The sequence below is a fragment of the Ignavibacteriales bacterium genome (genome assembly GCA_016709765.1).
Taxonomy (GTDB): domain Bacteria; phylum Bacteroidota; class Ignavibacteria; order Ignavibacteriales; family Ignavibacteriaceae; genus IGN3.
The window spans coordinates 318,423-344,057 of sequence record JADJMD010000012.1; the positions used below are offsets into that span (position 1 = coordinate 318,423).

At 32.8% G+C, this 25,635-nt stretch carries 20 protein-coding genes and 1 pseudogene; 13 read left to right on the forward strand and 8 right to left on the reverse strand.

The window, feature by feature from the left end; all coding sequences use genetic code 11:
• Window positions 1–67: 67 nt before the first annotated feature.
• Complete coding sequence (locus IPJ23_07270; GenBank protein ID MBK7630485.1) at window positions 68–730, forward strand: phosphatase PAP2 family protein; 663 nt, start codon at window positions 68–70, stop codon at window positions 728–730.
• Here IPJ23_07270 and IPJ23_07275 read toward each other — a convergent pair.
• A pseudogene (locus tag IPJ23_07275) lies at window positions 720–1,491 on the reverse strand (AMP nucleosidase). The gene IPJ23_07270 and the pseudogene IPJ23_07275 sit on opposite strands and share 11 nt — an antisense overlap.
• Window positions 1,492–2,491: 1,000 nt before the next feature.
• Between IPJ23_07275 and IPJ23_07280 the strand changes: the two are divergent.
• Complete coding sequence (locus tag IPJ23_07280; GenBank protein ID MBK7630486.1) at window positions 2,492–3,484, forward strand: T9SS type A sorting domain-containing protein; 993 nt, start codon at window positions 2,492–2,494, stop codon at window positions 3,482–3,484.
• The gene (locus tag IPJ23_07285; GenBank protein ID MBK7630487.1) at window positions 3,481–4,413 is read left to right on the forward strand and encodes a homocysteine S-methyltransferase family protein; all 933 of its coding nucleotides are present in this window, start codon (window positions 3,481–3,483) and stop codon (window positions 4,411–4,413) included. The genes IPJ23_07280 and IPJ23_07285 overlap by 4 nt, the downstream gene beginning before the upstream one ends.
• Before the next feature lie 61 nt (window positions 4,414–4,474).
• Here the strand turns inward: IPJ23_07285 and IPJ23_07290 are convergent, their stop codons facing one another.
• Entirely contained in the window at window positions 4,475–5,938 is a 1,464-nt protein-coding gene (locus IPJ23_07290; GenBank protein MBK7630488.1) for a peptidase M64, read from the reverse strand.
• A 105-nt stretch (window positions 5,939–6,043) separates the two neighbouring features.
• On the opposite strand from IPJ23_07290, the gene IPJ23_07295 reads away from it, so the two are divergent.
• The 4 genes from IPJ23_07295 (at window position 6,044) to IPJ23_07310 (ending at window position 11,021) form a co-directional block, all read left to right on the forward strand.
• Window positions 6,044–8,407: a CotH kinase family protein gene (locus IPJ23_07295; protein MBK7630489.1), complete on the forward strand. Its 2,364-nt coding sequence runs from the start codon at window positions 6,044–6,046 to the stop codon at window positions 8,405–8,407.
• Between the two features lie 275 nt (window positions 8,408–8,682).
• On the forward strand, window positions 8,683–10,005 hold the full coding sequence (locus tag IPJ23_07300) for a GTPase (protein MBK7630490.1): 1,323 nt from the start codon (window positions 8,683–8,685) through the stop codon (window positions 10,003–10,005).
• Between the two features lie 76 nt (window positions 10,006–10,081).
• Window positions 10,082–10,531 (forward strand): YhcH/YjgK/YiaL family protein, encoded by a 450-nt coding sequence (locus IPJ23_07305; GenBank protein ID MBK7630491.1) that lies wholly within the window; start codon window positions 10,082–10,084, stop codon window positions 10,529–10,531.
• A 4-nt stretch (window positions 10,532–10,535) separates the two neighbouring features.
• Window positions 10,536–11,021 carry a hypothetical protein gene (locus IPJ23_07310; GenBank protein ID MBK7630492.1) on the forward strand — a complete coding sequence of 162 codons (486 nt, stop codon included), beginning with the start codon at window positions 10,536–10,538 and terminating at the stop codon, window positions 11,019–11,021.
• A gap of 64 nt (window positions 11,022–11,085) precedes the next feature.
• Here the strand turns inward: IPJ23_07310 and IPJ23_07315 are convergent, their stop codons facing one another.
• Window positions 11,086–13,056, reverse strand: coding sequence for a 1-deoxy-D-xylulose-5-phosphate synthase (locus tag IPJ23_07315; GenBank protein ID MBK7630493.1), 1,971 nt, complete (start codon window positions 13,054–13,056; stop codon window positions 11,086–11,088).
• Between the two features lie 324 nt (window positions 13,057–13,380).
• On the opposite strand from IPJ23_07315, the gene IPJ23_07320 reads away from it, so the two are divergent.
• On the forward strand, window positions 13,381–14,064 hold the full coding sequence (locus IPJ23_07320) for a cation transporter (GenBank protein ID MBK7630494.1): 684 nt from the start codon (window positions 13,381–13,383) through the stop codon (window positions 14,062–14,064).
• On the opposite strand, the gene IPJ23_07325 is transcribed toward IPJ23_07320, so the two are convergent.
• Together IPJ23_07325 and IPJ23_07330 are read right to left on the reverse strand one after the other, a co-directional pair.
• Complete coding sequence (locus IPJ23_07325) at window positions 14,061–14,777, reverse strand: pyridoxine 5'-phosphate synthase (protein ID MBK7630495.1); 717 nt, start codon at window positions 14,775–14,777, stop codon at window positions 14,061–14,063. The genes IPJ23_07320 and IPJ23_07325 overlap by 4 nt on opposite strands.
• Window positions 14,778–14,786: 9 nt before the next feature.
• A complete protein-coding gene (locus IPJ23_07330; GenBank protein ID MBK7630496.1) occupies window positions 14,787–15,578 on the reverse strand; it encodes a CPBP family intramembrane metalloprotease in 792 nt (263 codons plus the stop codon).
• A gap of 161 nt (window positions 15,579–15,739) precedes the next feature.
• On the opposite strand from IPJ23_07330, the gene groES reads away from it, so the two are divergent.
• From groES to IPJ23_07355, 5 genes are all read left to right on the forward strand, one after another.
• Window positions 15,740–16,030 (forward strand): co-chaperone GroES, encoded by a 291-nt coding sequence (gene groES / locus IPJ23_07335; GenBank protein ID MBK7630497.1) that lies wholly within the window; start codon window positions 15,740–15,742, stop codon window positions 16,028–16,030.
• A gap of 26 nt (window positions 16,031–16,056) precedes the next feature.
• Complete coding sequence (gene groL, locus IPJ23_07340; GenBank protein MBK7630498.1) at window positions 16,057–17,697, forward strand: chaperonin GroEL; 1,641 nt, start codon at window positions 16,057–16,059, stop codon at window positions 17,695–17,697.
• Window positions 17,698–17,831: 134 nt separating this feature from the next.
• Entirely contained in the window at window positions 17,832–20,123 is a 2,292-nt protein-coding gene (locus tag IPJ23_07345; protein MBK7630499.1) for an AAA family ATPase, read from the forward strand.
• Between the two features lie 62 nt (window positions 20,124–20,185).
• Window positions 20,186–20,905 (forward strand): ABC transporter ATP-binding protein, encoded by a 720-nt coding sequence (locus IPJ23_07350; protein MBK7630500.1) that lies wholly within the window; start codon window positions 20,186–20,188, stop codon window positions 20,903–20,905.
• Window positions 20,905–22,596 carry a hypothetical protein gene (locus IPJ23_07355; GenBank protein ID MBK7630501.1) on the forward strand — a complete coding sequence of 564 codons (1,692 nt, stop codon included), beginning with the start codon at window positions 20,905–20,907 and terminating at the stop codon, window positions 22,594–22,596. Before IPJ23_07350 ends, IPJ23_07355 begins: the two co-directional genes overlap by 1 nt.
• Window positions 22,597–22,659: 63 nt before the next feature.
• Here the strand turns inward: IPJ23_07355 and IPJ23_07360 are convergent, their stop codons facing one another.
• The 3 genes from IPJ23_07360 to IPJ23_07370 form a co-directional block, all read right to left on the reverse strand.
• The gene (locus IPJ23_07360; GenBank protein MBK7630502.1) at window positions 22,660–23,832 is read right to left on the reverse strand and encodes a lamin tail domain-containing protein; all 1,173 of its coding nucleotides are present in this window, start codon (window positions 23,830–23,832) and stop codon (window positions 22,660–22,662) included.
• Between the two features lie 47 nt (window positions 23,833–23,879).
• The gene (locus IPJ23_07365; GenBank protein MBK7630503.1) at window positions 23,880–24,641 is read right to left on the reverse strand and encodes an SdiA-regulated domain-containing protein; all 762 of its coding nucleotides are present in this window, start codon (window positions 24,639–24,641) and stop codon (window positions 23,880–23,882) included.
• A gap of 66 nt (window positions 24,642–24,707) precedes the next feature.
• Window positions 24,708–25,628 carry a lamin tail domain-containing protein gene (locus IPJ23_07370; protein MBK7630504.1) on the reverse strand — a complete coding sequence of 307 codons (921 nt, stop codon included), beginning with the start codon at window positions 25,626–25,628 and terminating at the stop codon, window positions 24,708–24,710.
• Window positions 25,629–25,635: the final 7 nt, after the last annotated feature.

Sequence of the window (25,635 nt, forward strand, 5' to 3'; positions counted from 1 at the left end):
AGTTTATAAATCAACAAGACAGTTCAATTCTTTATATTAGTGCTTCAAATCCGACATAAAAAGAACAATGTTTTTTAAATCAAATAAAAATCTAATAACTATTTTTGTATCAAGTTTCATAATCTATTTGTTAAGCTGTTTTGGTTTATTTGATGGGGGTTCTGAATTTGTCAGAAAAGCCCTTTACAATGCCTTAGGTTATACAAATAAATGGTCACATTCGTTTGGTCCACCTTGGTTTGTTGGAATGATCAACGACATTTCATCCCTTGGAAGTCGAGAACTTGTTCTCATTTTTTCTACGTTTATGTATTTTTACTTGAAGTTGAGTCGAGGAAAAACAGAAGCAAAAAATTATCTCTTTACTGTTGGACTTGGAATTGTCTTAATCTTGGTAACAAAATCAATAACATCAACCCTTGCAGAAATTAATTTTAATACGATTCTTACAGAAACTTTATCAAACTTTCCGAGTGGACATACTTTTATTGCAACTGTAATGTACCTTGCAATGGCTAAGTATTTAAGTTCAAAAAAGAAAAGTTATGATGTTAATAAGTACTTATATATTTCAGCTTCTTTGATCATTGCACTTGTTGGAATAAGTAGGTTTATAGGGTCAGGCCATACTGTTACAGAAGTAATTGCAGGATGGTCTTTGGGTTTGTGCTGGTTTACTTTTGCACAAATGTTTTTAAGAATTGATCATAAAAAAGTTTTTAGTAAGTAAAGTGCTTAATCGGCTCGCCTTTATCACCAAGTTCTGTCATAGCTTCAATTCCAATTTCAAGGTGCATATCTGCAAATTGCTCGGTAACAATTTTATCTGATTCCTCAGTCTTTACACCTTCCGGAATCATCGGGATATCTGAAACTAATAATAATGCACCTCTAGGTATTTCATTAACCAAGCCAACGATAAACAAAGTAGCTGTTTCCATATCAATAGCAATTGTAGAAAGTTTTTTAAGATATTGTTTAAAATCTTCATCCCATTCCCAAACTCTTCTGTTGGTTGTATAGACAACTCCTGTACGATATTCTAATCCACGATTGATAATTTTATCTGAAACAAATTTATGAAGTTTAAATGATGGAAGCGCTGGAACTTCTTTTGGTTTGTAGTCATCGCTTGTTCCCTCACCTCTTATAGCAGCAGTTGGAAGGATAAAATGCCCTATTTCTGTTGAACGTTTTAATCCGCCGCATTTGCCAAGAAACAAAACACCTTTTGGTACGAGCAACAAGTAAATCCATTATAGTTGCAGCGTTAGCGGAACCCATTCCAAAGTTTATAATTGAAAGTCCTTGCGAATTAGTTGCAGTTTGCATGGTTCTGCCTACTCCTCTAACATCACAATTAAATTTATTTGCGAACTTATCAACGTAGTTTTGGAAATTAGTCAAAAGCATATAATCTCCAAATTCATCAATTGCAGTTCCCGTGTAACGCGGCAGCCAGTTTTTTGCTATGTCAAGTTTTGTTTTCATAATTTTTAGTTCTAAAAGTTTTAATCAACAATTTGCTTTGTCATTTCGAACCTGCCTTTGCCGGCAGACAGGCGATGTGATAAAATTTTCAAAAAAAATGGTGAAGGATTTCTCGGTCGCGCACTCTCTCGAAATGACTGTACTCAGTTTTTATAATTATTTGTTAATCACTAAACAAAATTAAATAAAATCTACCAAACACTTGTAACTGAAAGATTAATTTCTTTGATTTGAAGTACACTTTTCATCAGGGAGTTGAGTTATGAAAAAGTTAGTGATACTTTTTTCAGTTTTAATATCAATGCAACTATCTGCACAAGTTCCCGATCCACCATTTAATCCAATGACTGCTAATGGTGCAAGACATATATCTTATTACAATGGTCAATGGGCACATATTTTATATTGGCAAAATCCCACAAATCTTATATACAATGACGTCTATATTAGCCAAGATTCAAATCTAGTAATAAATCTTGACCCTTCTGTAAAAGCACTAAGTGGAATAGATTCCTCAAAGGTATTCAGTTCACTTTCGTTAGAAGTTTTAGGAGTAATTGATGTACATACAAAATATTATTGGCGTGTTGTTGAATATAATTCATTTGGACAAACAGCTGGACCGGTTTGGTACTTTATTTCACAGGGATCATTTTTCAGCTACTGGGAAGATTATTTTTATGGAGATTTATCCAACTATACAATTTTACAAATGCAAGGTGCCGTTTGGAATATTTCAAATACAAATTTTGCTGGTGTTCAAGCGCCTGAATTGAGTTTCTATAATTCAACTCTCGTTAGTGATACTTCATATTTAATTCTTAATAGTTTTTTTGATTTGAGTTCTTCCATTAATGCTATCGATTTAAACTATAGTTTGGACTGGCAATCGGGACAATACACTATTGGTTTAGCTTACTCCCTTGATGAAGGATTAACCTGGCTACCAATATGGCAGCAAGATATAACCGAGGATGTTTCCGCCAATCAAGCATTTGTAATGGTTCCTAATGAAAATTATGTAAAATTAGCTTTGTTCTGCATAGATACAATTCCTAATTCCGCAGGATATTGGTACATAGATAATTTTTTATTAATCTCTCCTCTCTCAACTCCTTCACCTCCAGCACAAATCTGTGCCAATTCTGATAGTGAATCACAAAAAGTATTTTTAAGCTGGAGTCCTGGAAGCACGATTAACCCAAGCTGGGGATATGTTATTCAAAGAAAAAATGGACTTCCAAATAGTTCCACAGATTACTATCAAATTGCTTGGGTCGGACCAAATGTACTTTATTTGGAAGATTCTACCGTCCAATTGGATAGCATATATACTTATCGAATACAGGTTCGTGAAGGGCCTGGAGGCAGTTGGCGATCCACTTGGAGCAATGAAGCAACTGCTTATGTTCCTGCAATTGTTCCAGTAGAACTTCTCTCCTTCTCTTCGTCTGTTATTGATAATGATGTTACTTTAAATTGGACAACTGCAACTGAAACTAATAATTCAGGATTTCAAATCGAAAGACGAGAGACGAAAAACGAAAGAAGCGAGGAATGGAAGAGTATTAGTTTTGTTAATGGACACGGAACCACAACAGAACCGCAAACATATTCATACAAAGATGAAAATCTTTCTGCTGGAAAGTATCAATACAGATTAAAGCAAATAGATTTTGATGGTACGTTTGAATACTCAAACATAATTGAAGTTGAAATTCTTCCACCAGCAAAATTTTCTTTAGAACAGAATTATCCTAACCCGTTTAATCCATCAACAAAAATTAGTTGGCAGTCTCCAATTGACAGCTGGCAAACATTAAAAGTTTTTGATGTTTTGGGAAATGAAGTTGCATTAATAGTTAATGAATTTAAACCCGCCGGAAATTATGAGACTGAGTTTGATGCTTCTAAACTTTCAAGTGGCATTTATTACTATCAGCTTAAGGTGGGTGAATTTGTTCAATCTAAAAAAATGATTTTGTTGAAATGACATTTAAAGAAGCCATTAATTTCTATCCTCACATCATAACTGAGGGTTCAATAATCGAACGATTAAAACGTGAGTTCAAATATCCGTTAGATGAAATTTTATCTAATGCACTTATGATTTATGATGAATCAGGAAAAGTTTTATTAGAAAAGTTATACCGTGAATATATTGATATCGCATTATCAGCAAACTTTCCCATTATGTTGTTAACTCCTACCTGGCGAGCAAATAAGGAAAGAACTAGTAAAGCTAATATTGATATGAATACAATCAATACTGATGCTTTTATTTTTGTAGATAAAATTAGAAAATCTTATGAAAATTTTTCTGATAAGATTTATATCGGAGGATTAACGGGCTGCAAAGGTGATGCTTACAAACCTGAAGAAGCGTTAAGTGAATCTGATGCTTATGAATTTCATAAAGAACAAATGCAGATTCTTGCAGATGCCGGGGTTGATTTTCTTTTAGCTTCCACCCTTCCCGAAATAAATGAAGCAAAAGGTATTGCAAAAGCAATGAGTGATACCAAGAAAGATTATGTGATAAGTTTTGTTATTCGAGATAACGGCAAATTACTTGACGGATCTTTATTAACAGATGCAATAAGAATTATTGATGATTCAGTTTCCTCTCCACCATTATTTTATTTAACAAATTGTATTCATCCGGATGTGCTTCATAAATCATTTCTTAATCTCAACGATGAAAACGATATTTTGAAGAAAAGATTATATGGTATTCAAGCTAATGCCTCTAGTAAAAGTCCAGAGGAACTCGACACGCTGGAAGAACTTGATGCAGATTCAACGGCAAACTGGGCAAGCGGAATGGCGGATTTAAATAAAAAATACAATCTTAAAATTCTGGGAGGCTGCTGCGGTACCGATGCAAGATTTATTTCTTCAATGATTGATCATCTTAAATAAAGTTTGCGTCTCTGTAACTTTGCAAAATAAAAACGTAAAGTGGCAAAGACGCTAAAAATAATTACTTAGTATAACTTCCAATCACTTCTTTAATCGCCTCTTCACAAACTTTACAGAATGGTTTATCTCCCTTTGAAAACATAATGCAGTCTAGCATCGGTCTGTAAATCCCTTTAGGCTGATAGCCGCCGCCTTCAAATACACCAACCATATTCCAGTATTTGCTGCTCATTAAATATTTATCAACTTTTTCTGATTGCTTTTTATCTTTCATTGCATATTCTTCTTCAGCAGCCTTAATTTCATTCTCGGGTACACGATTTCTTTTTAATTCAGATACCCAACTATTTAATCTGTTTCTTTCTTTAAGCCACTCATAACTAAATTTATCAAATTCTTCTTTTTCCCAGGGAGTTGGGATTTCGATTCCTGAAGTTAAATATTTTTTCCATTTAACATTTTTTGGATCGAGCAATGCGGTAATGTTTGGTTCTACTGGTTCAACAGTTGGTTTGAAGAAATCATTATAAGCAACATCTGAAGTATAGTATTCGTCCGCTAATCCTGTAAATGAATGGCCAAACTCATGTGTGAATAAATATTTTGCGAATTGGTTATCTGTAGTGTAAGTACAATATTGATTATATATTCCGCCGCCGCCATAACGTGCGTGATTAACCTGAATATAAATTGCATCATAAGTAACAAAAGAGGCCAAATCACGCATAGTTTTATTGTCCTCAGTCATTAAATATCTTTCTGAACCAAGAGACCAAAAAGTTGTGTTAAGAACTGTGTTAACAAAAATATCTGCGCCGGGCAGATCTGTTCCACTCTCTTCTGACGGTTTGAATACACCATATATATTAAAATTATTTTTTTGTGATTTGTACGGTTCCTGTTCAAAGAAATATTCAACAAACTTATTCAAATCTTTATGAAATTTTTCTTTTTCAGATTTAGTATATCCTTCCGCTAAAATTACAATATCAACTTTCGTATGAGGATCACCATTATTAACAGGTTTAAAAATATCTACTGATTCATCTTTGATTCTATCTTTAATAACATAAATACTTTGCGGATCAATTAATGTTCTGAAAAATTCATCTAACTCATTTTTATCATTTCTCTTTTCCAATACAAAGGCAATCTTGTTTTTAGGAACCGGAATAATTGCTGTTTCGTGAAAACTCTTTTGAATTCCATTAATACCATCATCACCCGAAGCATACTCACCAAAAAAAGTATCAAATCCTTTTGAATAAATTAAATTACCAGAATTGTAATCGTATATCTTCAAATAATATTTGCCGTTATTAAAATTATCAATCAAATTATTCAAGCTTCCAGCCCAACTTCCATATTGGTATAATTTATCGATTGTTATTATTTCATTTTTTGCATCCCCTATATGAAAATAATCTATACGCAGAGTTTCATCAACGAAGTAATCATCAAAATTGATTTTGGTTTGAGCAAATGTTGTAAAAGCCAGTATAAAACTTAAAAAGAATATTTTCATTTTGTCCTCGCTAATTTTAGCACTAAATTTATTTTGTGGTAGCAATTTAGTAATCTTTTAAAGAACTTAAGAACGTAATTTTTGAATATAAACATCGGATTTAAAATGCATTTGTTTACAAGATTTTTTTCTTTAATAATTGTTTTCTCACTTCTGTTCTCAGTCAATTCTTTTTCACAGCAGGATGAGAGCTGGAAACTTTATGATGACTCACAGGTTGCCAGAGTTGATATAACAATCGATCCCGCAGCCATTGTTTGGCTTTATCAAAACGTACAAAGTGATTCTGAGTTTGTAGCATCATTTCATTTTCAAAATGCATACATTAACGAAACAGTTGATTCAATTGGGTTCAGACTACGAGGAAACACTTCTCGTAATGCACAAAAGAAATCTTTTAAAGTTTCATTTAATACATTTTTTCCCGGCAGAGAGTTTTATGGTGCTGATAAGCTTAATTTAAATGGAGAACATAATGATCCATCAATTATCCGCAGCAAATTATGCTTTGATCATTACAAAACAATAGGAGTAACTGCCAGCAGATCTAATCACGTAGAAGTTTATATCAATGGACAATATTATGGTTTGTATATTTCTGTTGAGCATATTGATGATGAATTTTTATATAAAAATTTTGCTGATGATACTGGCAATTTGTGGAAATGTCTTTATCCTGCAGATTTAAATTATCTTGGAAGTGATCCGAATATCTATAAAAATCTTAACGATAATGGAAGACCGGCTTATGAATTAAAGACAAATGAAGAGAATGCAGATTTTTCAAAGTTAGTGCGATTAATAACCATACTTAACAATACTCCCCTCGCATCACTCGAAGATTCAGTCGAATCTGTAATAGTGGTTCCAGAAGTTTTAAAATATTTTTCAATGAATATTCTTTTTGGGGAGTGGGATGATTATTGGTCTCTAATGAATAACTACTATTTATATCACGATCCAACAAATGATATTTTCCACCTGATTCCTTATGATTATGACAACACATTTGGTATTGATTGGTTTGGGATCAACTGGACGAATGCTAATCCATACAACTATCCAAAAGTGGTTGGAGGTAATCGACCGCTTGCAGAAAGATTTATGCAAATACCGCAATACAGAAATCTTTACACGCACTTTTTAGAATTTTTTAGTTCAAACTTATATTCATTACCGCTTTGGAGTAACAAAATTGACGGGTTAAAGCAAATGATTACTAACTCTGCAAATTTAGATACATTTCGTACAAAAGATTATGGTTTTACTATGGATGATTTTAATAACTCTTACTCAGAGTCAGGTTATAACAATCAACATGTTAAATACGGATTAAAAGAATTTGTAAATCTTAGAAATGCATCATTATCACCACAACTTTCTTATCAAACGGCAAAACCTATCGTATATAAAATTGATTTCGAACCTAAAAATCCGGGTGCAAGCGATTCCATTTATGTTTATGCTTCAGCATTTGATAACAATGGGTTGAATGAAGTTTCAATATATTATCAAGAGGTAGGCTCATCAAATACTCAAATTTATCCAATGAGTTTTTCTCCAATATCAAATACAAAAATTGTTGAAGAGACGGATCGTTGGATTGGTGTTATTCCTCCGCTTGGGGCAGGTATAACAGGAAAGTTTTTTGTTTATGTAAAGGACGTACAAAATCAGTCACAATTTTATCCAAGAAAAAATGCAATTGAAATTAAAACTCCACAAATTGTAACCGATGCAATTGTTGTAAATGAATTTATGGCGGATAATTCAACTACAATCGCTGATCCAAATGGAGAGTTTGATGATTGGATTGAGCTTTATAATCCAACCGTAAATACAATATCCTTAACAGGAAAATTTTTAACAGACAAAAAAGATAATTTGACTAAATATCAATTCACTCAGCCAAATCTTATATTAAATCCAAATCAGTTTTTATTAATTTGGTGCGATGAACAACAAGAACAACAAGGCATACACACAAACTTTAAACTTAGTGCGGGCGGTGAATTTATAGCTTTAGTTGATACTGATGGCATTACGATAATCGATTCACTTTCATTTGGTCCTCAAACAACAGATATTTCCTTTGGAAGATTTCCTGATGGCACAAATAATTGGTCAACATTATTTCCGACACCGGGCATTCCGAATAGTTTTACTTCTGTTGATGATGAAGAATTAATTCCAACTGAATTTAGTTTGAGCGCATATCCAAATCCATTTAATCCTAGTACAAAAATCAGTTGGCAGTCTCCAATAGGCAGTTGGCAAACTTTAAAGATTTTTGATTTACTTGGGAATGAGATTATAAGTTTATTGGATGAATATAAATCTGCAGGGAAATATGAATTAGTTTGGAATGGTAAAAATAGTTTCGGAAATAATGTAAGCTCTGGAATTTATTTTGTAAGAATTCAATCAAATCAACAATCCAAAAACTTAAAGTTGATATTGTTAAAATAAGCCTATCAACAACCCCTTCCCTAAAGGAAGGGGCTTTTAAAAAAATATTTTTTTCATACCCTTTTCAATTTTCTTGCCCTATTTAACTTAAACGCACTTTTCAAATTCAAAACTGCAAATTCCAACTATCAATTGACAATTTGATACGATTTTCAAGGAAAATCAAGGAAAAAACCCTTAGATTTGTAGCAGAAATTTTAAATAATACTATAAAAAATGAATCAAAAACTTTTTATACAACAACAAAATCTAAAAGCACAAAGGAGAGTATTTCTATGGCTCGTAAGAACGTGTTGATAATGGGCGCTGCTGGACGCGATTTCCACAATTTTAACGTTTACTTTAGAGACAACAACGACTACAATGTTGTTGCATTCACCGCAACACAAATCCCAAACATTGATGGCAGAACTTATCCAAAAGAACTTGCCGGCAAACTTTATCCAAATGGAATAAAAATTTATGAAGAGAAAGAACTAGTTCCATTAATTAAAAAATTAAAAGTTGAAGAAGTTGTTTTTGCTTATTCTGATGTTCCGTTTGAATATGTAATGACAAAAGCTTCAATAGTTAATGCTGCTGGGGTTTCATTCCGTTTACTTGGCGCAGCAGAGACTGAAGTTAAAAGTACAAAACCTGTGATTGCAGTTTTAGCAGTTAGAACAGGATGTGGTAAATCTCAAACGTCTCGTAAAATTGTTGAGGCATTAACAAAAGCAGGAAAAAAAGTTGTAGCAATTCGTCATCCAATGCCTTATGGTGATCTTGTAAAACAAAAAGTACAACGCTTTGCAACTTATGCTGATCTTAAAAAACATAAATGCACAATAGAAGAAATTGAAGAGTACGAACCACACGTGGCTAGAGGCGGAGTTATTTACGCTGGTGTAGATTACGAAGCAATTTTACGTGAAGCTGAAAAAGAAGCTGATGTGATTTTATGGGATGGCGGCAATAATGATTTCTCATTCTACAAAGCTGATGTAACATTTACAGTTGTTGATCCACACAGACCGGGACACGAAATGAATTATTATCCAGGAAACACTTCCTTAAGAATGGCTGATGCAGTTGTAATTAATAAAATTGATTCAGCTGACAACGAAGGAATTAATATTGTTAGAGAGAACATTAGAAAAGTAAATCCAACCGCAACTGTTATCGATGGGGCTTCACCTGTTACCGTAGAACATCCTGAATTAATTAGGGGAAAATGTGTACTTGTTGTTGAAGATGGTCCAACCCTTACACATGGTGAAATGAAATACGGAGCTGGTGTTGTAGCTGCTCAAAAACTTGGAGCAAAAGAAATCGTTGATCCTAGACCTTTTACTGTTAAGTCAATTACAGATACATTTAAAAAGTATCCTAATATCGGTGTATTGCTTCCAGCTATGGGATATGGAGCAGCACAATTAAAAGATCTTGAGACAACAATCAATAACACAAAATGTGATGCAGTTGTAATCGGAACTCCGATTGATCTTAGTAGATATATCAACATTAAAAAACCAAGCACACGCGTAAAATATGATTTGCAGGAAATCGGTGCTATAACTGTTGAAACTGTACTAAGAGATAAGAAAATTATAAAGTAATATTTTATTAGGGGTGTCATTTCATAAATGACCCCCCTTTCCTTTCAAAATCATTCACTAAAAAAACTAATTTAAAATGATAATCGATAAACTCTCAAACTCAAATCTTTATTCCGGACTTGGTGAAAGAATAAGCAAAGCTTTTACCTATCTAAAAGAAACTGATTTTATTAAAATGGAATTAGGCAAATACGAAATTGAAGGAGACAATGTCTTTGCTTTAGTTAATGAATACACTACAAAAGATGAAAACGAAGGAAAACTTGAAGCACACAAAAAATATATCGATGTTCAGTTTGTAGCAAAAGGCAGCGAGTTAATGGGCTACGCTCCATTAGAAAACCAAAAAGTTATTGATGAATACAACGAACAAAACGATATAACATTCTTCAGCGGAGATAAATCTTTCACACAAGTAAATGAAGGAATGTTTGCTATCTTTTTCCCCACCGATGTTCATTTACCGGGAATTAAAGTAAATGAAAGTTCATATGTAAAAAAAATTGTAATTAAAGTTAAGGTTTAATTGTATGATTGATATTTCATATAAATACGGCGGAGCAAAAGCACTTGTAGCGTTACACGAAATACATTTGCGATCATTTTATGCAACCTGGAAGGAAGCAAAAAAACTAAATGTAAAACTTCCAGTTACTGATGATCCATTTTACAAATCATTAGATACACTACTCTATCATCTTCTACGCTCAGCAAGAGGTTATATGATCTGGATGTGTGATAAATTAGAATTGAATGATCCGCAAATTTATGAAACTCCACCAGCAGAAATAATAGAACAAAAAGCTGTAGAACAACTAACTCATTTATTTGAAAGATGGAAATTGCCCCTCGCAAATGTTGAACCTGAATTATTTGAAGATAAAGTTTACAAATCTAATTGGGGAGTTGATTATTGCATAGATGCTATGTTAGAACACGCAGTAGTGCATCCAATTCGACACGAGTTTCAATTGAAGAATCTTATAAATAACGTCATCACGAGTGAAACGAAGTGATCTGTTTATACTAAAGATTGCTTCTCCCGACTAGATTCGTTGGGATGGCAATGACAATTCTATTTTACTGCGGTGCATCAGCTGTATACTTTTGTTTAACTGAATCAGAAGTTTCAATATCTTTCTCACCAGAAATTCTTTGTGCTAAAGATTTTCCATCAAGCTTGTGAAATTCTAAAACTTCCAGTGGAGTACCACATTCTGGATATTCTTTTAATCCAAGGTTTATAAATTCTTTTCCAGTAATTTCACCAATTTCCACTAAAGCATTTATCAACCTATCACCAAGTCCCCCAATTGCAGAATGATCTTCAAGCACATATATCTTTTTCTGATCTGCAACAATTATTTTCAACCAATCTTTATCAATCTTATTTAACCATGGCATATTAATTACTTTTAAACCAAAGCCAATTTTTTTAAGATAATCAGAAGCACTAAGAGCTTCGTGCAGCATGACTGGACCATAACTAAATAGAATTGCATCTTTTCCTTTAGTTAATTCTGTTCCGTGTCCAACTTTAAATTTATAATCATTTGGAAGCTCAATTTTTTCAGGTGATGGACCAATCACCAATCTTAACATACAATTTTCATCAGCCTGATTAACGCAATATTCTGTTGCCCATTTCGTCTCTTCACCATTGCAGGGTTGTATGATTGTAATATTTGGCAATGCACCAAATAGCGAAATGTCTCTAACACTTTGATGTGATTTCCCCGGCCCTGCAGGAATCATTCCTGAAAAATGACAAGTATAAATTACTTTAGTTTTTTCTCCTGCATTATTGTAAATCTGTTCATTAGCACGAGCTGCAAGAAAACTCGCAAAGGTATTTACAACTGGGACCAAACCCATTCTTGCTAATCCACCAGCCATAGAAACCATATCTTGTTCAGCAATTCCATTTTCAATAAATCTATCAGGATAAGTTTTTTCAAAATTACGGAGTTTACAATCAGCAGAAAGATCTCCATCCAATAACACTAATTTTTTATTTGTCTTTGCAATCTCCACTAGGGCTTCTCCATAAGCTTCTGTAACGAATTCTTTGTCAGATTTTGTAACAAATTTACCTTCCGCTTCATTTATTGGGATTTCTATTTTTCCAATTCCCAAATCACTGGAAAGCTTATAAATCCTTTCTGCTAATTCAGCTAAACCTTTAATGTAGCTTTCATCATCTGGAGCACCAGAGTGCCATTTGTAAAGTGTCTTTCCTTCAAAAGTTTCTGTCAGAGGCTTTTCCATAAATGATACTCCCCTCCCTTTAATTGTATCGGCGATTATCATCTTAGGCTTATCTGTAACTTTTTTAAGATTATCAAAAGTTTTTTTAAGAACATTGTAATCGTGCCCATTAATTCTAACAACATACCATCCAAATGATTCAACTTTTTTTTCAACATCTTCAATATTATTTACATCAGCCACAAGCATATCAGTTTGATATTTATTGTGATCCATAATTGCTGTAATGTTACTTACTTTTTGGTGCGCCGTTGCCTGCAGTGATTCATAAATTTGTCCTTCCTGAAATTCACCATCTCCTGTAAGAACGTAAACGTGTCCTTTATTCTTCAGATAGTTTTTTGCCCATGCAAAACCTTTTCCTTTAGATATTCCCATACCAAGTGAGCCGGTACTTGCTTCAATTCCATTTTGTCTAACTTCCGGATGACCATCAAGACCGTGTAATCTTCTTAACATTAATAATTTCTGTTCGGGAATAATTCCAAGCGCATAAAATATCGAGTACAATCCAGGAACATCATGACCTTTTGAAGAGAAATAAATGTCACGATCAGGTGAATCAAATCCAACTTCAAAAACATTCATTTCGTTTAAGTATAGATAAGTTGTAATATCCATGGCACTTAAACTGGAGCCAAGATGTCCTGAGCCTGCTTTTTTGACTGCAACAAGTGTGTTGTATCTGCACATATCTGCAAACAACTCCATTTTTGTTGCCCAGTTGTCCTCGTTCGATTTTACTTTATCAAACTCTGATTTTTTTATTAGATTGTATTGCACATCAAACTCCGATTGTTATCATTACTTAAAAAGCGGAAATACTGTGAGAAAAATATTACTATCTTTTGAAAAAAGATAATTAAGAAATTATTAAGTGATTAATGACATCTGAACTTTAAAATAAAAAACCCGGTAACCGAAGCCACCGGGTGCGTCCTAACAAAAGGTCTGGGGGTTAACCTTCTGCTAGCGACATTCCAAACTTAAACCAGAATTTTCTATTAGTCAAGAGTTTTAGTAGATAAACAGTGTGAAAATCACAATTTTATTGTTACCACTGAAAAATATTTTGTTAAAATAAACTATGAACAATCAGCAAAAGAAATGATTATCTCAAATCCAAAACCAGAATTACAAAGTTATTCTTCTGATTTTAAAAAACTATTAACATTCGTGATTGTTCTAAGCTTAATAACCATATTCTATAATATTGCAGAAGGTGTTGTTTCTATTATATTTGGTTTGGATGATGAAACTCTTGCCTTATTTGGATTTGGATTAGACAGCTTTGTTGAAGTGATTTCCGGAATTGGAATTTTTCATTTGATTATTAGAATGAAACGAAATCCGGTTGAACGAAGGGACAATTTTGAACGAACAGCTTTAAAAGTAACAGGCTATAGTTTTTATATTCTTGCAGCGGGACTTGTAGTTGCTTCAATATTATTAATTAAAAACAATATAAAACCAGAAACTACTACTGTTGGAATTGTTATTTCCATAATTTCAATAATCACAATGTATGCACTTATCTATTATAAATTAAAAGTAGGAAATAAATTAAACTCCGATGCGATAATTGCTGATGCTAACTGCACAAAAACTTGTTTTTACCTGTCATTTATATTATTGGCTTCAAGTTTAAGTTATGAGATTTTAAAGATAGGATATTTGGATATCGCAGGCTCGCTTGGAGTTGCGTACTTTGCTTTTAAAGAAGGAAAAGAAGCCATTAAAAAATCTAAAAGCGAAAAACTATCTTGTTCCTGTAAAGACGATTGCCATTAGCCTTTTCTAATCAGCTCAAACATTTCTTGAACTGCTTGTTTAATTCCTACAAAAACAGCGCGGGCAATAATTGAATGCCCGATACTTACTTCATCAATATCGCTTAACTCTCTAAATATTTTTATGTTATGATAATCTAAACCATGGCCCGCATTTACTCCCAAACCTAATTTTTTTGCGTGTTTAACTGCAGTTCTGATTATTTCCAATTCATCGAATTGTTCTTCTTCTGATTTTGCATTTGCAAAAACTCCAGTATGAATTTCTATAAAATCACTCTCGATTTCAGCAGCGGCATCAATCTGTTTTAAATCTGGTTCGATAAATATTGAAACTTCGATATCATATTTGTGCAACTCTTGAATTGTTTCTTTCATTAAAGAAATATTATCAATTACGTTTATTCCACCTTCAGTAGTTAGTTCTTGCCTTTTTTCAGGAACTAATGTTGCTAGTTCAGGACCAACATCGCATGCAATTTTAATTATTTCCTCAGTCGCAGCCATTTCAAGATCAAGTTTTGTTGTGATGAGCTCGCGCAACAATCTTACATCTCTTTCATTTATATGTCTTCTATCTTCACGTAAGTGAACAACAATTCCATCTATCCCAGCTTGCTCAGCAATTAATGCGGCAGTTACAGGATCTGGTTGAATTTCTGCACGTGCATTTCTAAGAGTTGCTATGTGATCTATATTTAATGATAGTTTCATTTTATAATCCTAAAATATTTGCCTGATAATATTTATAAGTGACGCAATTCCTATACCGTAATCATTAGCTCTAAAGCGCAAAGAAGAAATTATATCGATCGAAAACATTACACCAATATGAATTATTACACAATAATAAAACGAACGGGTTCTTAAAGCAAGAATGCCAAGCGCAATCCCACCAAAGATAGCTCCAAAGGTTTCTAAAAAAGGTTTACCGTTATGCAAAATTACAAAAGGAATCATTTGGATTAACACTGAGTAATACCCAAACTTTTTTTCCAATCCAAATAACATAAACCCACGCCAAATAAATTCCCAAGCAAACATGTAAAGAAGCATTCCCGCTTCATAAATCAGCAAAATATTCCAATTAGATTTTGCACCTGTTAGATGAGGATACTTTTCTGCAAACTCTGGAGTAGAAGAGACAAACCAAACAAGAGTGATCATTACAAATAAAAAAATAATAGAGAATAATAACCCTGTTTTCACATCGCCAAACTGTAATCCAAAATCTTTTAGCTTTTCCCTAAACCCAAACTTGATTATTAAAACTCCGAGAACAAAGAAAGTAAAGAAATCACCCACAAACCAATAAATGTATTCTATCAGATACGGATCGGAATAATTCTGAAAACTCTCAAAAAGATTTGCTCTAAAAAATCTTCGAGAGGTAAAATAGAATGATATTGTTTGTAGAATAGCAACTGATAGAAAAATTGTTATAACTTTTTTATCAAGTGTTTTAACTACACAAATTAGGTTCTTTAATTCCGTTTTTAGGTTATTCTTAATCAAATCACAAAAGCTTATTATTTTATCCCAAAATTAAGCATTTTAAATCACACCAAAATGTAAAATCTTGACAAAATTTTTAATCCTGCCTATATTAGCACTCGTCTTTTAAGAGTGCTAATCAAATTAAATTTATTAAATAAAAGGAGCGAAAAATGAGCGAAATCAAATTAAAACCACTCGGTGATAGAGTTGTTGTACAACCAGCTGCTGCTGAAGAAAAGACTGCAGGCGGTATTATTCTTCCTGATACTGTTAAGGAGAAACCAGTTGAAGGGACCGTTGTTGCAGTTGGCCCAGGAAAAATTGCTGACGATGGTAAAGCTATCAAAATGGAAGTAAAAGTTGGCGATAAGGTTCTTTATGGTAAATACAGTGGAACTGAAGTTAGCATTAAGGGTGAAGAATATTTGATAATGCGCGAAAGCGATATCTTCGGAATTTTAAGTAAGTAAATAATAACAAAAATTAGAGGAAATAAATTATGGCTAAACTAATTGTATATGATGCAGATGCTCGCACTGGCTTAAAAGCTGGTGTGGACAAATTAGCAAATGCAGTTAAAGTTACTTTAGGTCCAAAAGGACGTAACGTAATTTTAGAAAAAAAATTCGGTGCACCAACTGTTACTAAAGATGGTGTTTCTGTTGCAAAAGAAATTGAACTTGATGACCCGATTGAAAATATGGGTGCTCAAATGGTTCGCGAAGTTGCATCTAAAACGAGTGATGTCGCTGGTGATGGAACAACGACAGCAACTGTTCTTGCACAAGCGATTTATCGTGAAGGTTTAAAAAACGTAACTGCCGGTGCTAATCCTATGGATTTGAAACGTGGAATTGATTTAGCAGTTACTAAAGTTATTGAGTACTTAAAATCTGTTAGCAAAGAAGTTGAAGGAAGAAATGAAATAGCTCAGGTTGGATCGATTTCAGCTAATAATGATAAATCAATTGGTGATCTTATTGCAGATGCTATGGAAAAAGTTGGTAAAGATGGAGTTATTACTGTTGAAGAAAGCAAATCTGCTGAAACAGTTTTAGATGTTGTAGAAGGTATGCAATTCGATCGTGGTTACATTTCTCCTTACTTCGTAACAGATACAGAATCTATGGAAACAGTTTTGGAAGATCCATACATCCTTATTCACGACAAGAAGATCTCAGCTATGAAAGATCTACTTCCAGTGCTTGAAAAAGTTGCACAACAAGGTAAAGCAATGGTAATAATTGCTGAAGATCTTGAAGGCGAAGCTCTAGCAACGTTAGTAGTAAATAAAATTCGCGGAACTCTAAAAGTTGCTGCAGTTAAAGCACCTGGATTTGGTGATAGAAGAAAAGCTATGTTGGAAGATATTGCTGTACTTACAAGTGGTACCGTAATTTCTGAAGAACAAGGTTACAAACTTGAAAACGCTACCTTAGAATATTTAGGTAGAGCTAAAAAAGTTGTAATCGATAAAGATAACACTACAATTGTTGAAGGTTCCGGTAAAACTGAAAACATCAAAAAGAGAATTAATGAAATTAAGGCTCAGATCGATAAATCAACATCTGATTACGATAAAGAAAAATTACAGGAAAGACTTGCAAAACTTTCAGGTGGAGTAGCAGTTCTAAAAATTGGTGCTTCTACAGAAATCGAAATGAAAGAAAAGAAAGCAAGAGTTGAAGACGCTTTACATGCAACGCGAGCTGCAGTTGAAGAAGGAATTGTTGCAGGTGGTGGAGTTGCTTTAGTTAGAGCCTCAAATGTTCTTGATAAACTAAAGGGCGAAAATCCTGATCAGACAACCGGAATTAAAATTGTACAGAAAGCGCTTGAAGAACCATTAAAACAAATTGTTGAAAATGCGGGAATTGAAGGTTCAGTTGTTCTTTGGAAAGTTAAAGAAGGTAAAGATGATTTTGGATTTAACGCAGCTACTGAAAAGTATGAGAACTTGATTAAAGCTGGTGTAATCGACCCAACTAAGGTTACAAGAACAGCTCTTGAAAATGCTGCCTCAGTATCTTCTTTATTAATTACAACTGAAGCGGTAGTATTCGAGAAGAAAGAGAGAGAACCAAATATGCCAGCTATGCCTCCTGGAGGAATGGGTGGTATGGACGGAATGTACTAAAATTTAATTCTGTTATTTTTACAAGGCGAGGTTTTCCCTCGCCTTTTTTGTTTTAAATCCAACATAATTTGGTGGCAAGGTATTTGAATAATTCCTCTAAAATGGTTTTTATCATTCATTTTAGTAGTAATTAAATGAAATCAAATATTCCGAATGATTTGAAATCTAAAGAAATACTCGCAAGGGGAGTAAAATCTTCAGATATCTTAAAAGGAAATTCAAATCAGATGAATCCGGGAAGTGGAAATTACTTCCTAAATCCAAGTAAATTTGAAATACTTTCAGTAAAGATGTTTAATCTTGAGGAAAGTCTACAATCACAAAAACGCACCTATCTTTTGCAGTTTGATCAAACTCGTACAAGTTATATCGCAGCGGAAATAACAATCAAAAATCCTGTTCTAAATATAAACAGATCAGTTTTGAATGGTTTAACAATTTGGTATTTGGAGGATGAAGAAGTTGGAAGAAACAATTTTAATCTGGAATTGAAAAAAGATTGGGAGCTTGTGGAGTTTGTTCAGAGTTGGGGAACACCTTTACCAGGTTTTTGGAAGCAAGGAGAAGGAAGGGTTGAAGTTTTACTCGATAATAATTTAATACTCAAACAAGTTTTTCAGATTGGTGATGCGGAGATAATTGATTTTACAAATGAAGTAAGTATTGGTTGCGAAAACTCAAATAAACTGATTACACAACAACCCAAAAAAATTGAGCATCTTAACCAAACATTAACTGGTAATGTTTCTCTTCCCTCTTTATTTGAAGAGTTTGATAATTACATCGGATTAAAAAGTGTTAAACAATCCTTAAAAGATTTTATTACATATTTAGATTTTGTTAACGAACGGAAAAAACAGGGCGTTGAAACCGATGAGAGTATTTCGGCTAACTGTATTTTCTTAGGTAATCCTGGAACGGGAAAAACATCAATTGCTCGATTACTAGGAAAATTTTTTAAATCCATCGGAATCTTAGAAAATGGTCATGTTGTTGAAGTTGATAGATCACAATTGATTGGTGAATACATTGGCGAAACTGCTCAGAAAACTGACAAAGTGATTAATCAGGCTTTGGGTGGAATTCTGTTTATTGATGAAGCATACTCCTTGAAAAGAGATTACAGTAGCCAAGATTTTGGGCAAGAAGCTATTGATATAATTCTTAAACGGATGGAAGATTATAATAATAAGTTTTTTGTTATTGCTGCTGGTTATCCTGATTTAATGCAGAATTTTTTGGAATCAAATCCAGGATTGAAATCCAGATTTACCCATTACTTTACATTTGAGGATTATTCAGTAAATGAGCTAACAGAAATTTTTAAAATTTTTGCAAACAAAGAAAAATATTCAATTTCGGAAGAAACTGAATTATCATTAACTGAAAAACTTAAAAATATTAATGGTCAAAATGACAAAGCTTTTGGTAATGCAAGATTTGTTAGAAATCTTTTTAATCAATCCAAAATAGAATTAAGTAAACGCTATCAATTGCTAGATGAAGGTGAAAAAGATTTTTACACTTTAAATACTTTAACACAAGATGATATACAAACAGCAATTGCGATTTTAGGAAATAGAACTGATAAAGATACTTTAGAAAAAAGAGTTGATAAATATTTAAACGAAATTAATCAGCTTGTTGGGCTTGATGACGTTAAAATAACTTTTAACAAAATAATCGCATCACTTAAAGTTGATAGACTAAAAAAAGAAAGATCAATCGCTTCAATACATAAAAACTTAAATTCATTTTTCATTGCTGAACAAGGCTCTGGCACTACAACCGTCGCACGACTCTTTGCAAAAAGTTTGCGGGAATTAGAACGTTTAAGCAAAGGGCAATTAGTTGAAATAGATGGTTCGACGTTTTATGGCTTAAATAAAATCGATGCTTACTTAATGATTGATGAATTATTCAAGAAATTGTTAGGTAACGTCATACTTGTAAATGATGTTTCAGCCGCATTGCAATGCACAAATGATTTTAGTGACTCATTGTTGCAATACTTTTTGAAAAAACTCTATTTGATAAGTGATGATGTAGTAGCAATTTTTTCTGGGAATAAGGAAGAAATTGAAACACTAATTAATAACTTTCCAGTTTTAGGAAATCAATTTCCAAACGTATTTAATTTTGAACCTTACACAACAAGACATTTGTTGGAAATTGCGTTAAATATTTGTCAAAAAAATAATTACCAGCTTGATGAAGGTGCATGGCAGCAAATGCTGGAATTAATAGTTGAGCTAAAAAAAGAAACTCGTAAGAATTTTTATAATTCAAGAACGATAAAGGAAATAATCTTTAAAGCAATTTCATTTCAGGAAAATAGAATTTTATCCACTACAGATATTAATGAGAGCGATTTGATGATGATAACATTTGATGATCTTACAGAACTGCGTTCTTCAGGAATTTAATATTGAGCATTATCTGCTTTATATTTCTTGTGGCTCGATTTTATTAATTATTACTTAAGACAATGCTTCAAATTAATAACGTTACTAAAAAATTTGGTTCGTTTACTGCAGTAAACAATTTGAATCTTCATGTTAAAAAGGGTGATTTCTTTGGATTCCTTGGACAAAATGGAGCCGGAAAAACAACTACCATTAAAATGATTTCCGGGTTATACAACGCAACTTCAGGAAGCATACTTATTGATGGTTTTGATATTTATAAAGAACCCATCAAAGCAAAATCTTTAATTGGATATATTCCAGATCAACCATTTATTTATGAAAAACTAACAGGGCGCGAGTTTTTATTTTTTAGCGGTGGACTATACTCAATCGAAAAAAATAAATTAAAAAAAATTATTGCTGAGATAATTGAGCAATTAGAAATCGGTGATTGGGTTGATAAAAGGACAGAAGAATATTCCCAGGGAATGAAGCAAAGAATAACAATAGCTTCTGCCCTCCTCCACAATCCAAAATTATTAGTTGTAGATGAACCAATGGTTGGGCTTGATCCGCAAAGCGCTTTAATTGTTAAAAACGTTTTAAAAGAAAAAGCAAAAAATGGTGCAGCGGTATTTATGTCTACTCATAGTTTAAATGTTGCGGAAGAAATTTGTACAAAAATTGGAATAATTAAAGATGGTAATATGATTTTTTCTGATGACACATCAGTACTTGAAACAATAAAAGGGTCCGATCATCACAACTTAGAATCACTATTTCTCCATATAACTAAGTAATGAGAGAAGTAGTTCACATACTTTACTATAAAATTCTAATTTTCCTTAAAGTAAACTCCCCTTTTAATTTTTCTGCATTCATAAAAAGTATCGGTTCAGGAATAGTGTATTCTATTTTTGCTTATGGCTGCTTTGTTATGACATATAACACTATTGAATATTTACTTGTAACTGTTAGAATCGGTTCATTCCTGCTTCATCGGTTTATTCTTGTTGTTCTGTTCATTTTCTTTATTACTATAAATGTTGGGAACATGGTTGTTTCATTTTCAACCTTGTATAAATCAAAAGAAGTTTTTCACTTAATTACAAAACCAATTTCATTTACAAAATTATTTTTAATAAAATTTTTAGACAATTTTTTTTACAGCTCAACTACTCTGCTGCTTATAATAGCTGCAGTATTACTTGGATACGGATTTTATTTTAATTTAAGCTTCTGGTTCTATCCATTAAGCCTGCTCTTTTTAGTTTTACCATTTATGTTTACAGCCGGTTCTTTGGGAGCAATTGTTCTATTGATTTTGTTAAAGTTGTCAGGAAAATGGGGCTTAAAAAGAGTTTTAACCTTTATTGGACTAATTTATTCAGGTAGTGTAATTTTATTTTACTTTATCAGCAATCCAATAAAACTTGTTGAAAGAGTTTTTGATTACTACCCAAATATTGATCAGTACTTTGGTTTTTTAGAAAGCGGTATAGTAAAATTTTTACCAAATTATTGGGTTGCAGAATCGCTTTATTGGATTTCGGAAAGTAAAATTGACAGAGCAATACCATTTATTTATGCTAATCTGGTTTTATCATTTTTTGTCTTTGGTCTTGCTCTTTTTCTTGCAAAGAAATGGTATTATGAAACCTGGTTAACTTCACTTCAGGTAAATGCTGAATTAAAAAACAAGAATAAGAACAAAAATCAGTTTTTCGGATTTCATAAAAAATCATTTTTAAATGGATTTGATGAATCTATTGTAAAGCGTGAATTCTTGTTATTCTTCAGAGAACCAAGTCAGTGGCTTCATCTTCTAGTAATGATTTTTCTGATCACGATTTTTATTTCAAGCATCTCAGGAATCGATATAATTATACTAAAAGCTTACAATGAATATTTAAAAACAATTGTGTATTTGATCGTATCATTGTTTAATGTTTTCCTAGTAGCCTCTTTATCTCTAAGATTTGTATTTCCATTAATTAGTCTTGAGGGAGAAGCATTGTGGAAGATCAGAAGTGCACCGATAAATTTTAACGATCTGCTCCTTAAAAGACTTGCAGTATATTTTTTATTAATATTTTTTGTTGGACAGTTAATCAGTTTCTTTTCAAACTACCAATTCCCCGTAATGTTATCGATTATCGCCCAAATAAATGCCGCATTAACAACAATAACTTTGGTTAGTTTAAATTTTGGGATGGGTGGAATTTTTGCGAACTATAAAGAAAAAAATGCTATAAGATTAGCATCGTCACAAGGTGCATCCCTTACCTTTTTGTTTACACTACTTTATTTAGTTCTAATTATTGCAATACTTTTTATACCTGTTTCAAATTATTTTTTTGCACAAGCACACGGAATTAGCATATCTGCCTGGAATTTGCTTACTACTAATATCATACTTTTTGTAATTATGATCTTAGTTTCAAGCGTTTCGATAAAATCTGGCTTAAAATCTTTTACAAAAGATTATTAATAAAAAAGAGTTCATTCCACAAAGCGAAATGAACTCTTAATCACATTTTATTAAATAACTCTACTACTTCATTAAAGTAAATTTCTTTGTTGCTGTAAAATTATCTGTGGTAAGTTTATAGAAATAAATACCACTACTTAAACCACTCGCATTAAACTTAATTGAATAATTCCCGGCACTTTTAGTCTCATTTACAAGTGTTGCAACTTCTTTCCCAAGAATATTAAACACTTTAAGTGATACATTACTTGTAGTTGGTATTGTAAAACTTATTGTTGTTGATGGATTAAATGGATTTGGATAATTTTGATTTAATCTAAATTCTGAAATTTGTTGAATTTCATCTTCAACATCAGTCAACATGTTTGCAGTTCCACGGGTTCTTGGAATTAGTATTTGCCAATTTGCACTACCATCAGGATATCTTCCAAAGGAGGCAGCAGTGTCTGTAATAGCGACTAAATCAACGCTATCTATTATTGCTCCAGTTGCATTTTCAAACCAGACTTTTTCTCCACCGCTTGATAATCCAAAACCACTTGCTGCAGTATCATCAACAGTAATTACTAAAAATCCATTTGCGGGAATAACTGACCCTGCTGGAAATTCCTTCTTAGGTTTAGTTCCTGTATTTCCACCACTGTCATAAATTTTATATCCAGCAATATCAACAGAGGAAGTTGCGGGATTGTAAATTTCAATCCAATCTGGTTCTGTTGCAATTCCTCTTGAGAATAATTCATTCATCATTACTGTAGAAGTTACAGGACTGTTAGAAAATCCGCGTGTTCTTGGAACCAATAACTGCCAGTTCGCACTTCCATCAGGTAATCTTCCATAGGAAGCCGCTGTATCTGTTACTGCTATCAAATCTACACTATCTATTAAGGTACCACCAGCATTTTCAAACCAGACTTTTTCTCCACTACTTGATAATCCGAATCCGCTTGCTGCAGTATCATCAACAGTAATCGCTAAAAATCCATTTGCAGGAATAATTGAACCTGCTGGAAATTCTTTCTTAGGTTTTGTTCCCGCATTTCCGCCGCTATCGTAAATCTTATAACCTGTAATATCGATTGACGCTGATGTTGGATTGAAAATTTCAATCCAATCTGGTTCTGTCGCAATACCTCTTGAATATAATTCATTAATGACAGGTGACTGTGCAAAACTGGTTTGCATTAAAACGAAAGCAAATAAAGGAACAAATAAAAGTAAATATTTTTTTTTCATAAGAACTCCTAAATAAATAAAATAAATTTATCAATTTGATCAATTAACTAATTGGGCTTTTGAAATACATATAATTTTCCGTCTAAATCATTTACAACATAAATTTTATCATCTACGATTGTAATTCCTTCCCCCTTAGTAAATGGAATTTCCCACTCTTTTAGTAAATCACCTGTGGAGGAAAGTTTAATAATTTTTTGTGATTCATCACTAATTATCCAAAAACAATTTGTAGAATCTTCAAAGTAAATATCGGAAATGTCCAACGTGTAATCAATTGTTTTTCGCCAAATTTCTGAACTGCCATTAAATCCAAGCATCATTCTTGGATCTTTTTCGTTAATTACAAACAACTGATTAGACGTTTTTTTTATGGTTATTCCTTCGAGTGCACTATTATCACTAGTGGCAACATCGGCAGAGAATGATGCTAATTTAGTTCCACTTAAATTAAATGAGGTTACTAATTTTTTCTTTTCTTCAACGACATAAATTGTATCACAATTATTTGATAATGTTATCCCCTCCATATCTGAACCAGAGGCAGGAATAGTATTTAAAGTAATTCCTGTAAAATTGATTTCATAAATGTCAGGTCTTCCATCAGAAACAACCATAAAAGAATTTTTAACCGCATTGTATGCGATACCAGAAGGTTCAGGAACAGTAAGCAGATACTCACTTAACGGAAATATTTTATCGATAACAACCGGGTTCGTTATAGTTTCAGGATTATTTCTTCCACATCCTAAAACAGATGTTAAAAGAAAAGTTAACAGATAAAGTATCTTTAATTTTTTGTTAAACATGAATCCTTCTCAAATAGAAGAGAATCAAAAAAATATTTTTGATTCTCTTCATAATATATTTAATTACTACTGTTGATTGGGTGCATTTTTAGTTATCGTATTTGAAATGAGCCAGTTTGCAGTGCCATCGGGAAATCTACAGTAAGAGGTAGTTTCTACTGGCATTGCAGGAATGACTTGGTTATCAATCACTGTCCCGCTTGAATTTTCAAACCACAGTTCATCGCCGCCGCTGCCAATACCAAAACCTGCTGGATCTTGAATATCAACAACTATAACGTAATAACCATTCGAAGGAATAAATGTACTTGCTGGAAATTCCATTTTTGGTTTTGTACCTTGATTTCCACCACCATCATATATTTTGTATCCTGTTAAATCCACTTGAATAGAATTTGGATTATAAATTTCTACCCAATCAAAATTAGGATCAACACCACGTGAAAATACTTCATTCATTACTAGAGGAAGTGTTGCACCACCACCGCTACCATTTGATGATCCTTTTGTTGGCGGCGTTAGAATTGCCCAATTTGCAGATCCGTTTGGGTTTCTGCCATAAGTTGTATCCACACCCATCGCAGGAAATGTAATGCTATCAATCAAACTATTTGCTGCATCTTCCAACCAAACTTTTTCACCTGATGATGATAAACCAAATCCAGAATCTAATGTATCATCAACTACAATTACAAAAAATCCACCAGCAGGAATAATTGTACCTGCAGGAAATTCCTTTTTTGGTTTAGCTCCACTTTCTCCACCGCTGTCAAAAATTTTATATCCACTTATATCCATTGCAGAAGTTGAAGGGTTAAATATTTCTACCCAATCTTCATTTCCTACAGTTCCGCGTGAATAAATCTCATTTATTTTAACAGTAACCACTTCAGGCGGTGGTGGTGGTGCTACAAATGGTTCTTCTCTTGAACAAGAGAGGAATAATCCAGAAAAAATAAATAATGACAATAAAAATATTCTTTTCATTTTAATC

What these genes read in the sequence shown, in the direction of transcription:
- IPJ23_07360 (MBK7630502.1), bottom strand. Translation starts at nt 23,832, where the DNA reads ATGAAAAAAAAATATTTACTTTTATTTGTTCCTTTATTTGCTTTCGTT.
- IPJ23_07320 (MBK7630494.1), top strand. Translation starts at nt 13,381, where the DNA reads ATGATTATCTCAAATCCAAAACCAGAATTACAAAGTTATTCTTCTGAT.
- IPJ23_07300 (MBK7630490.1), top strand. Translation starts at nt 8,683, where the DNA reads ATGGCTCGTAAGAACGTGTTGATAATGGGCGCTGCTGGACGCGATTTC.
- IPJ23_07370 (MBK7630504.1), bottom strand. Translation starts at nt 25,628, where the DNA reads ATGAAAAGAATATTTTTATTGTCATTATTTATTTTTTCTGGATTATTC.
- IPJ23_07355 (MBK7630501.1), top strand. Translation starts at nt 20,905, where the DNA reads ATGAGAGAAGTAGTTCACATACTTTACTATAAAATTCTAATTTTCCTT.
- IPJ23_07295 (MBK7630489.1), top strand. Translation starts at nt 6,044, where the DNA reads ATGCATTTGTTTACAAGATTTTTTTCTTTAATAATTGTTTTCTCACTT.
- IPJ23_07325 (MBK7630495.1), bottom strand. Translation starts at nt 14,777, where the DNA reads ATGAAACTATCATTAAATATAGATCACATAGCAACTCTTAGAAATGCA.
- IPJ23_07350 (MBK7630500.1), top strand. Translation starts at nt 20,186, where the DNA reads ATGCTTCAAATTAATAACGTTACTAAAAAATTTGGTTCGTTTACTGCA.
- IPJ23_07310 (MBK7630492.1), top strand. Translation starts at nt 10,536, where the DNA reads ATGATTGATATTTCATATAAATACGGCGGAGCAAAAGCACTTGTAGCG.
- IPJ23_07285 (MBK7630487.1), top strand. Translation starts at nt 3,481, where the DNA reads ATGACATTTAAAGAAGCCATTAATTTCTATCCTCACATCATAACTGAG.
- IPJ23_07345 (MBK7630499.1), top strand. Translation starts at nt 17,832, where the DNA reads ATGAAATCAAATATTCCGAATGATTTGAAATCTAAAGAAATACTCGCA.
- IPJ23_07305 (MBK7630491.1), top strand. Translation starts at nt 10,082, where the DNA reads ATGATAATCGATAAACTCTCAAACTCAAATCTTTATTCCGGACTTGGT.
- IPJ23_07280 (MBK7630486.1), top strand. Translation starts at nt 2,492, where the DNA reads ATGGTTCCTAATGAAAATTATGTAAAATTAGCTTTGTTCTGCATAGAT.
- IPJ23_07365 (MBK7630503.1), bottom strand. Translation starts at nt 24,641, where the DNA reads ATGTTTAACAAAAAATTAAAGATACTTTATCTGTTAACTTTTCTTTTA.
- IPJ23_07270 (MBK7630485.1), top strand. Translation starts at nt 68, where the DNA reads ATGTTTTTTAAATCAAATAAAAATCTAATAACTATTTTTGTATCAAGT.
- IPJ23_07290 (MBK7630488.1), bottom strand. Translation starts at nt 5,938, where the DNA reads ATGAAAATATTCTTTTTAAGTTTTATACTGGCTTTTACAACATTTGCT.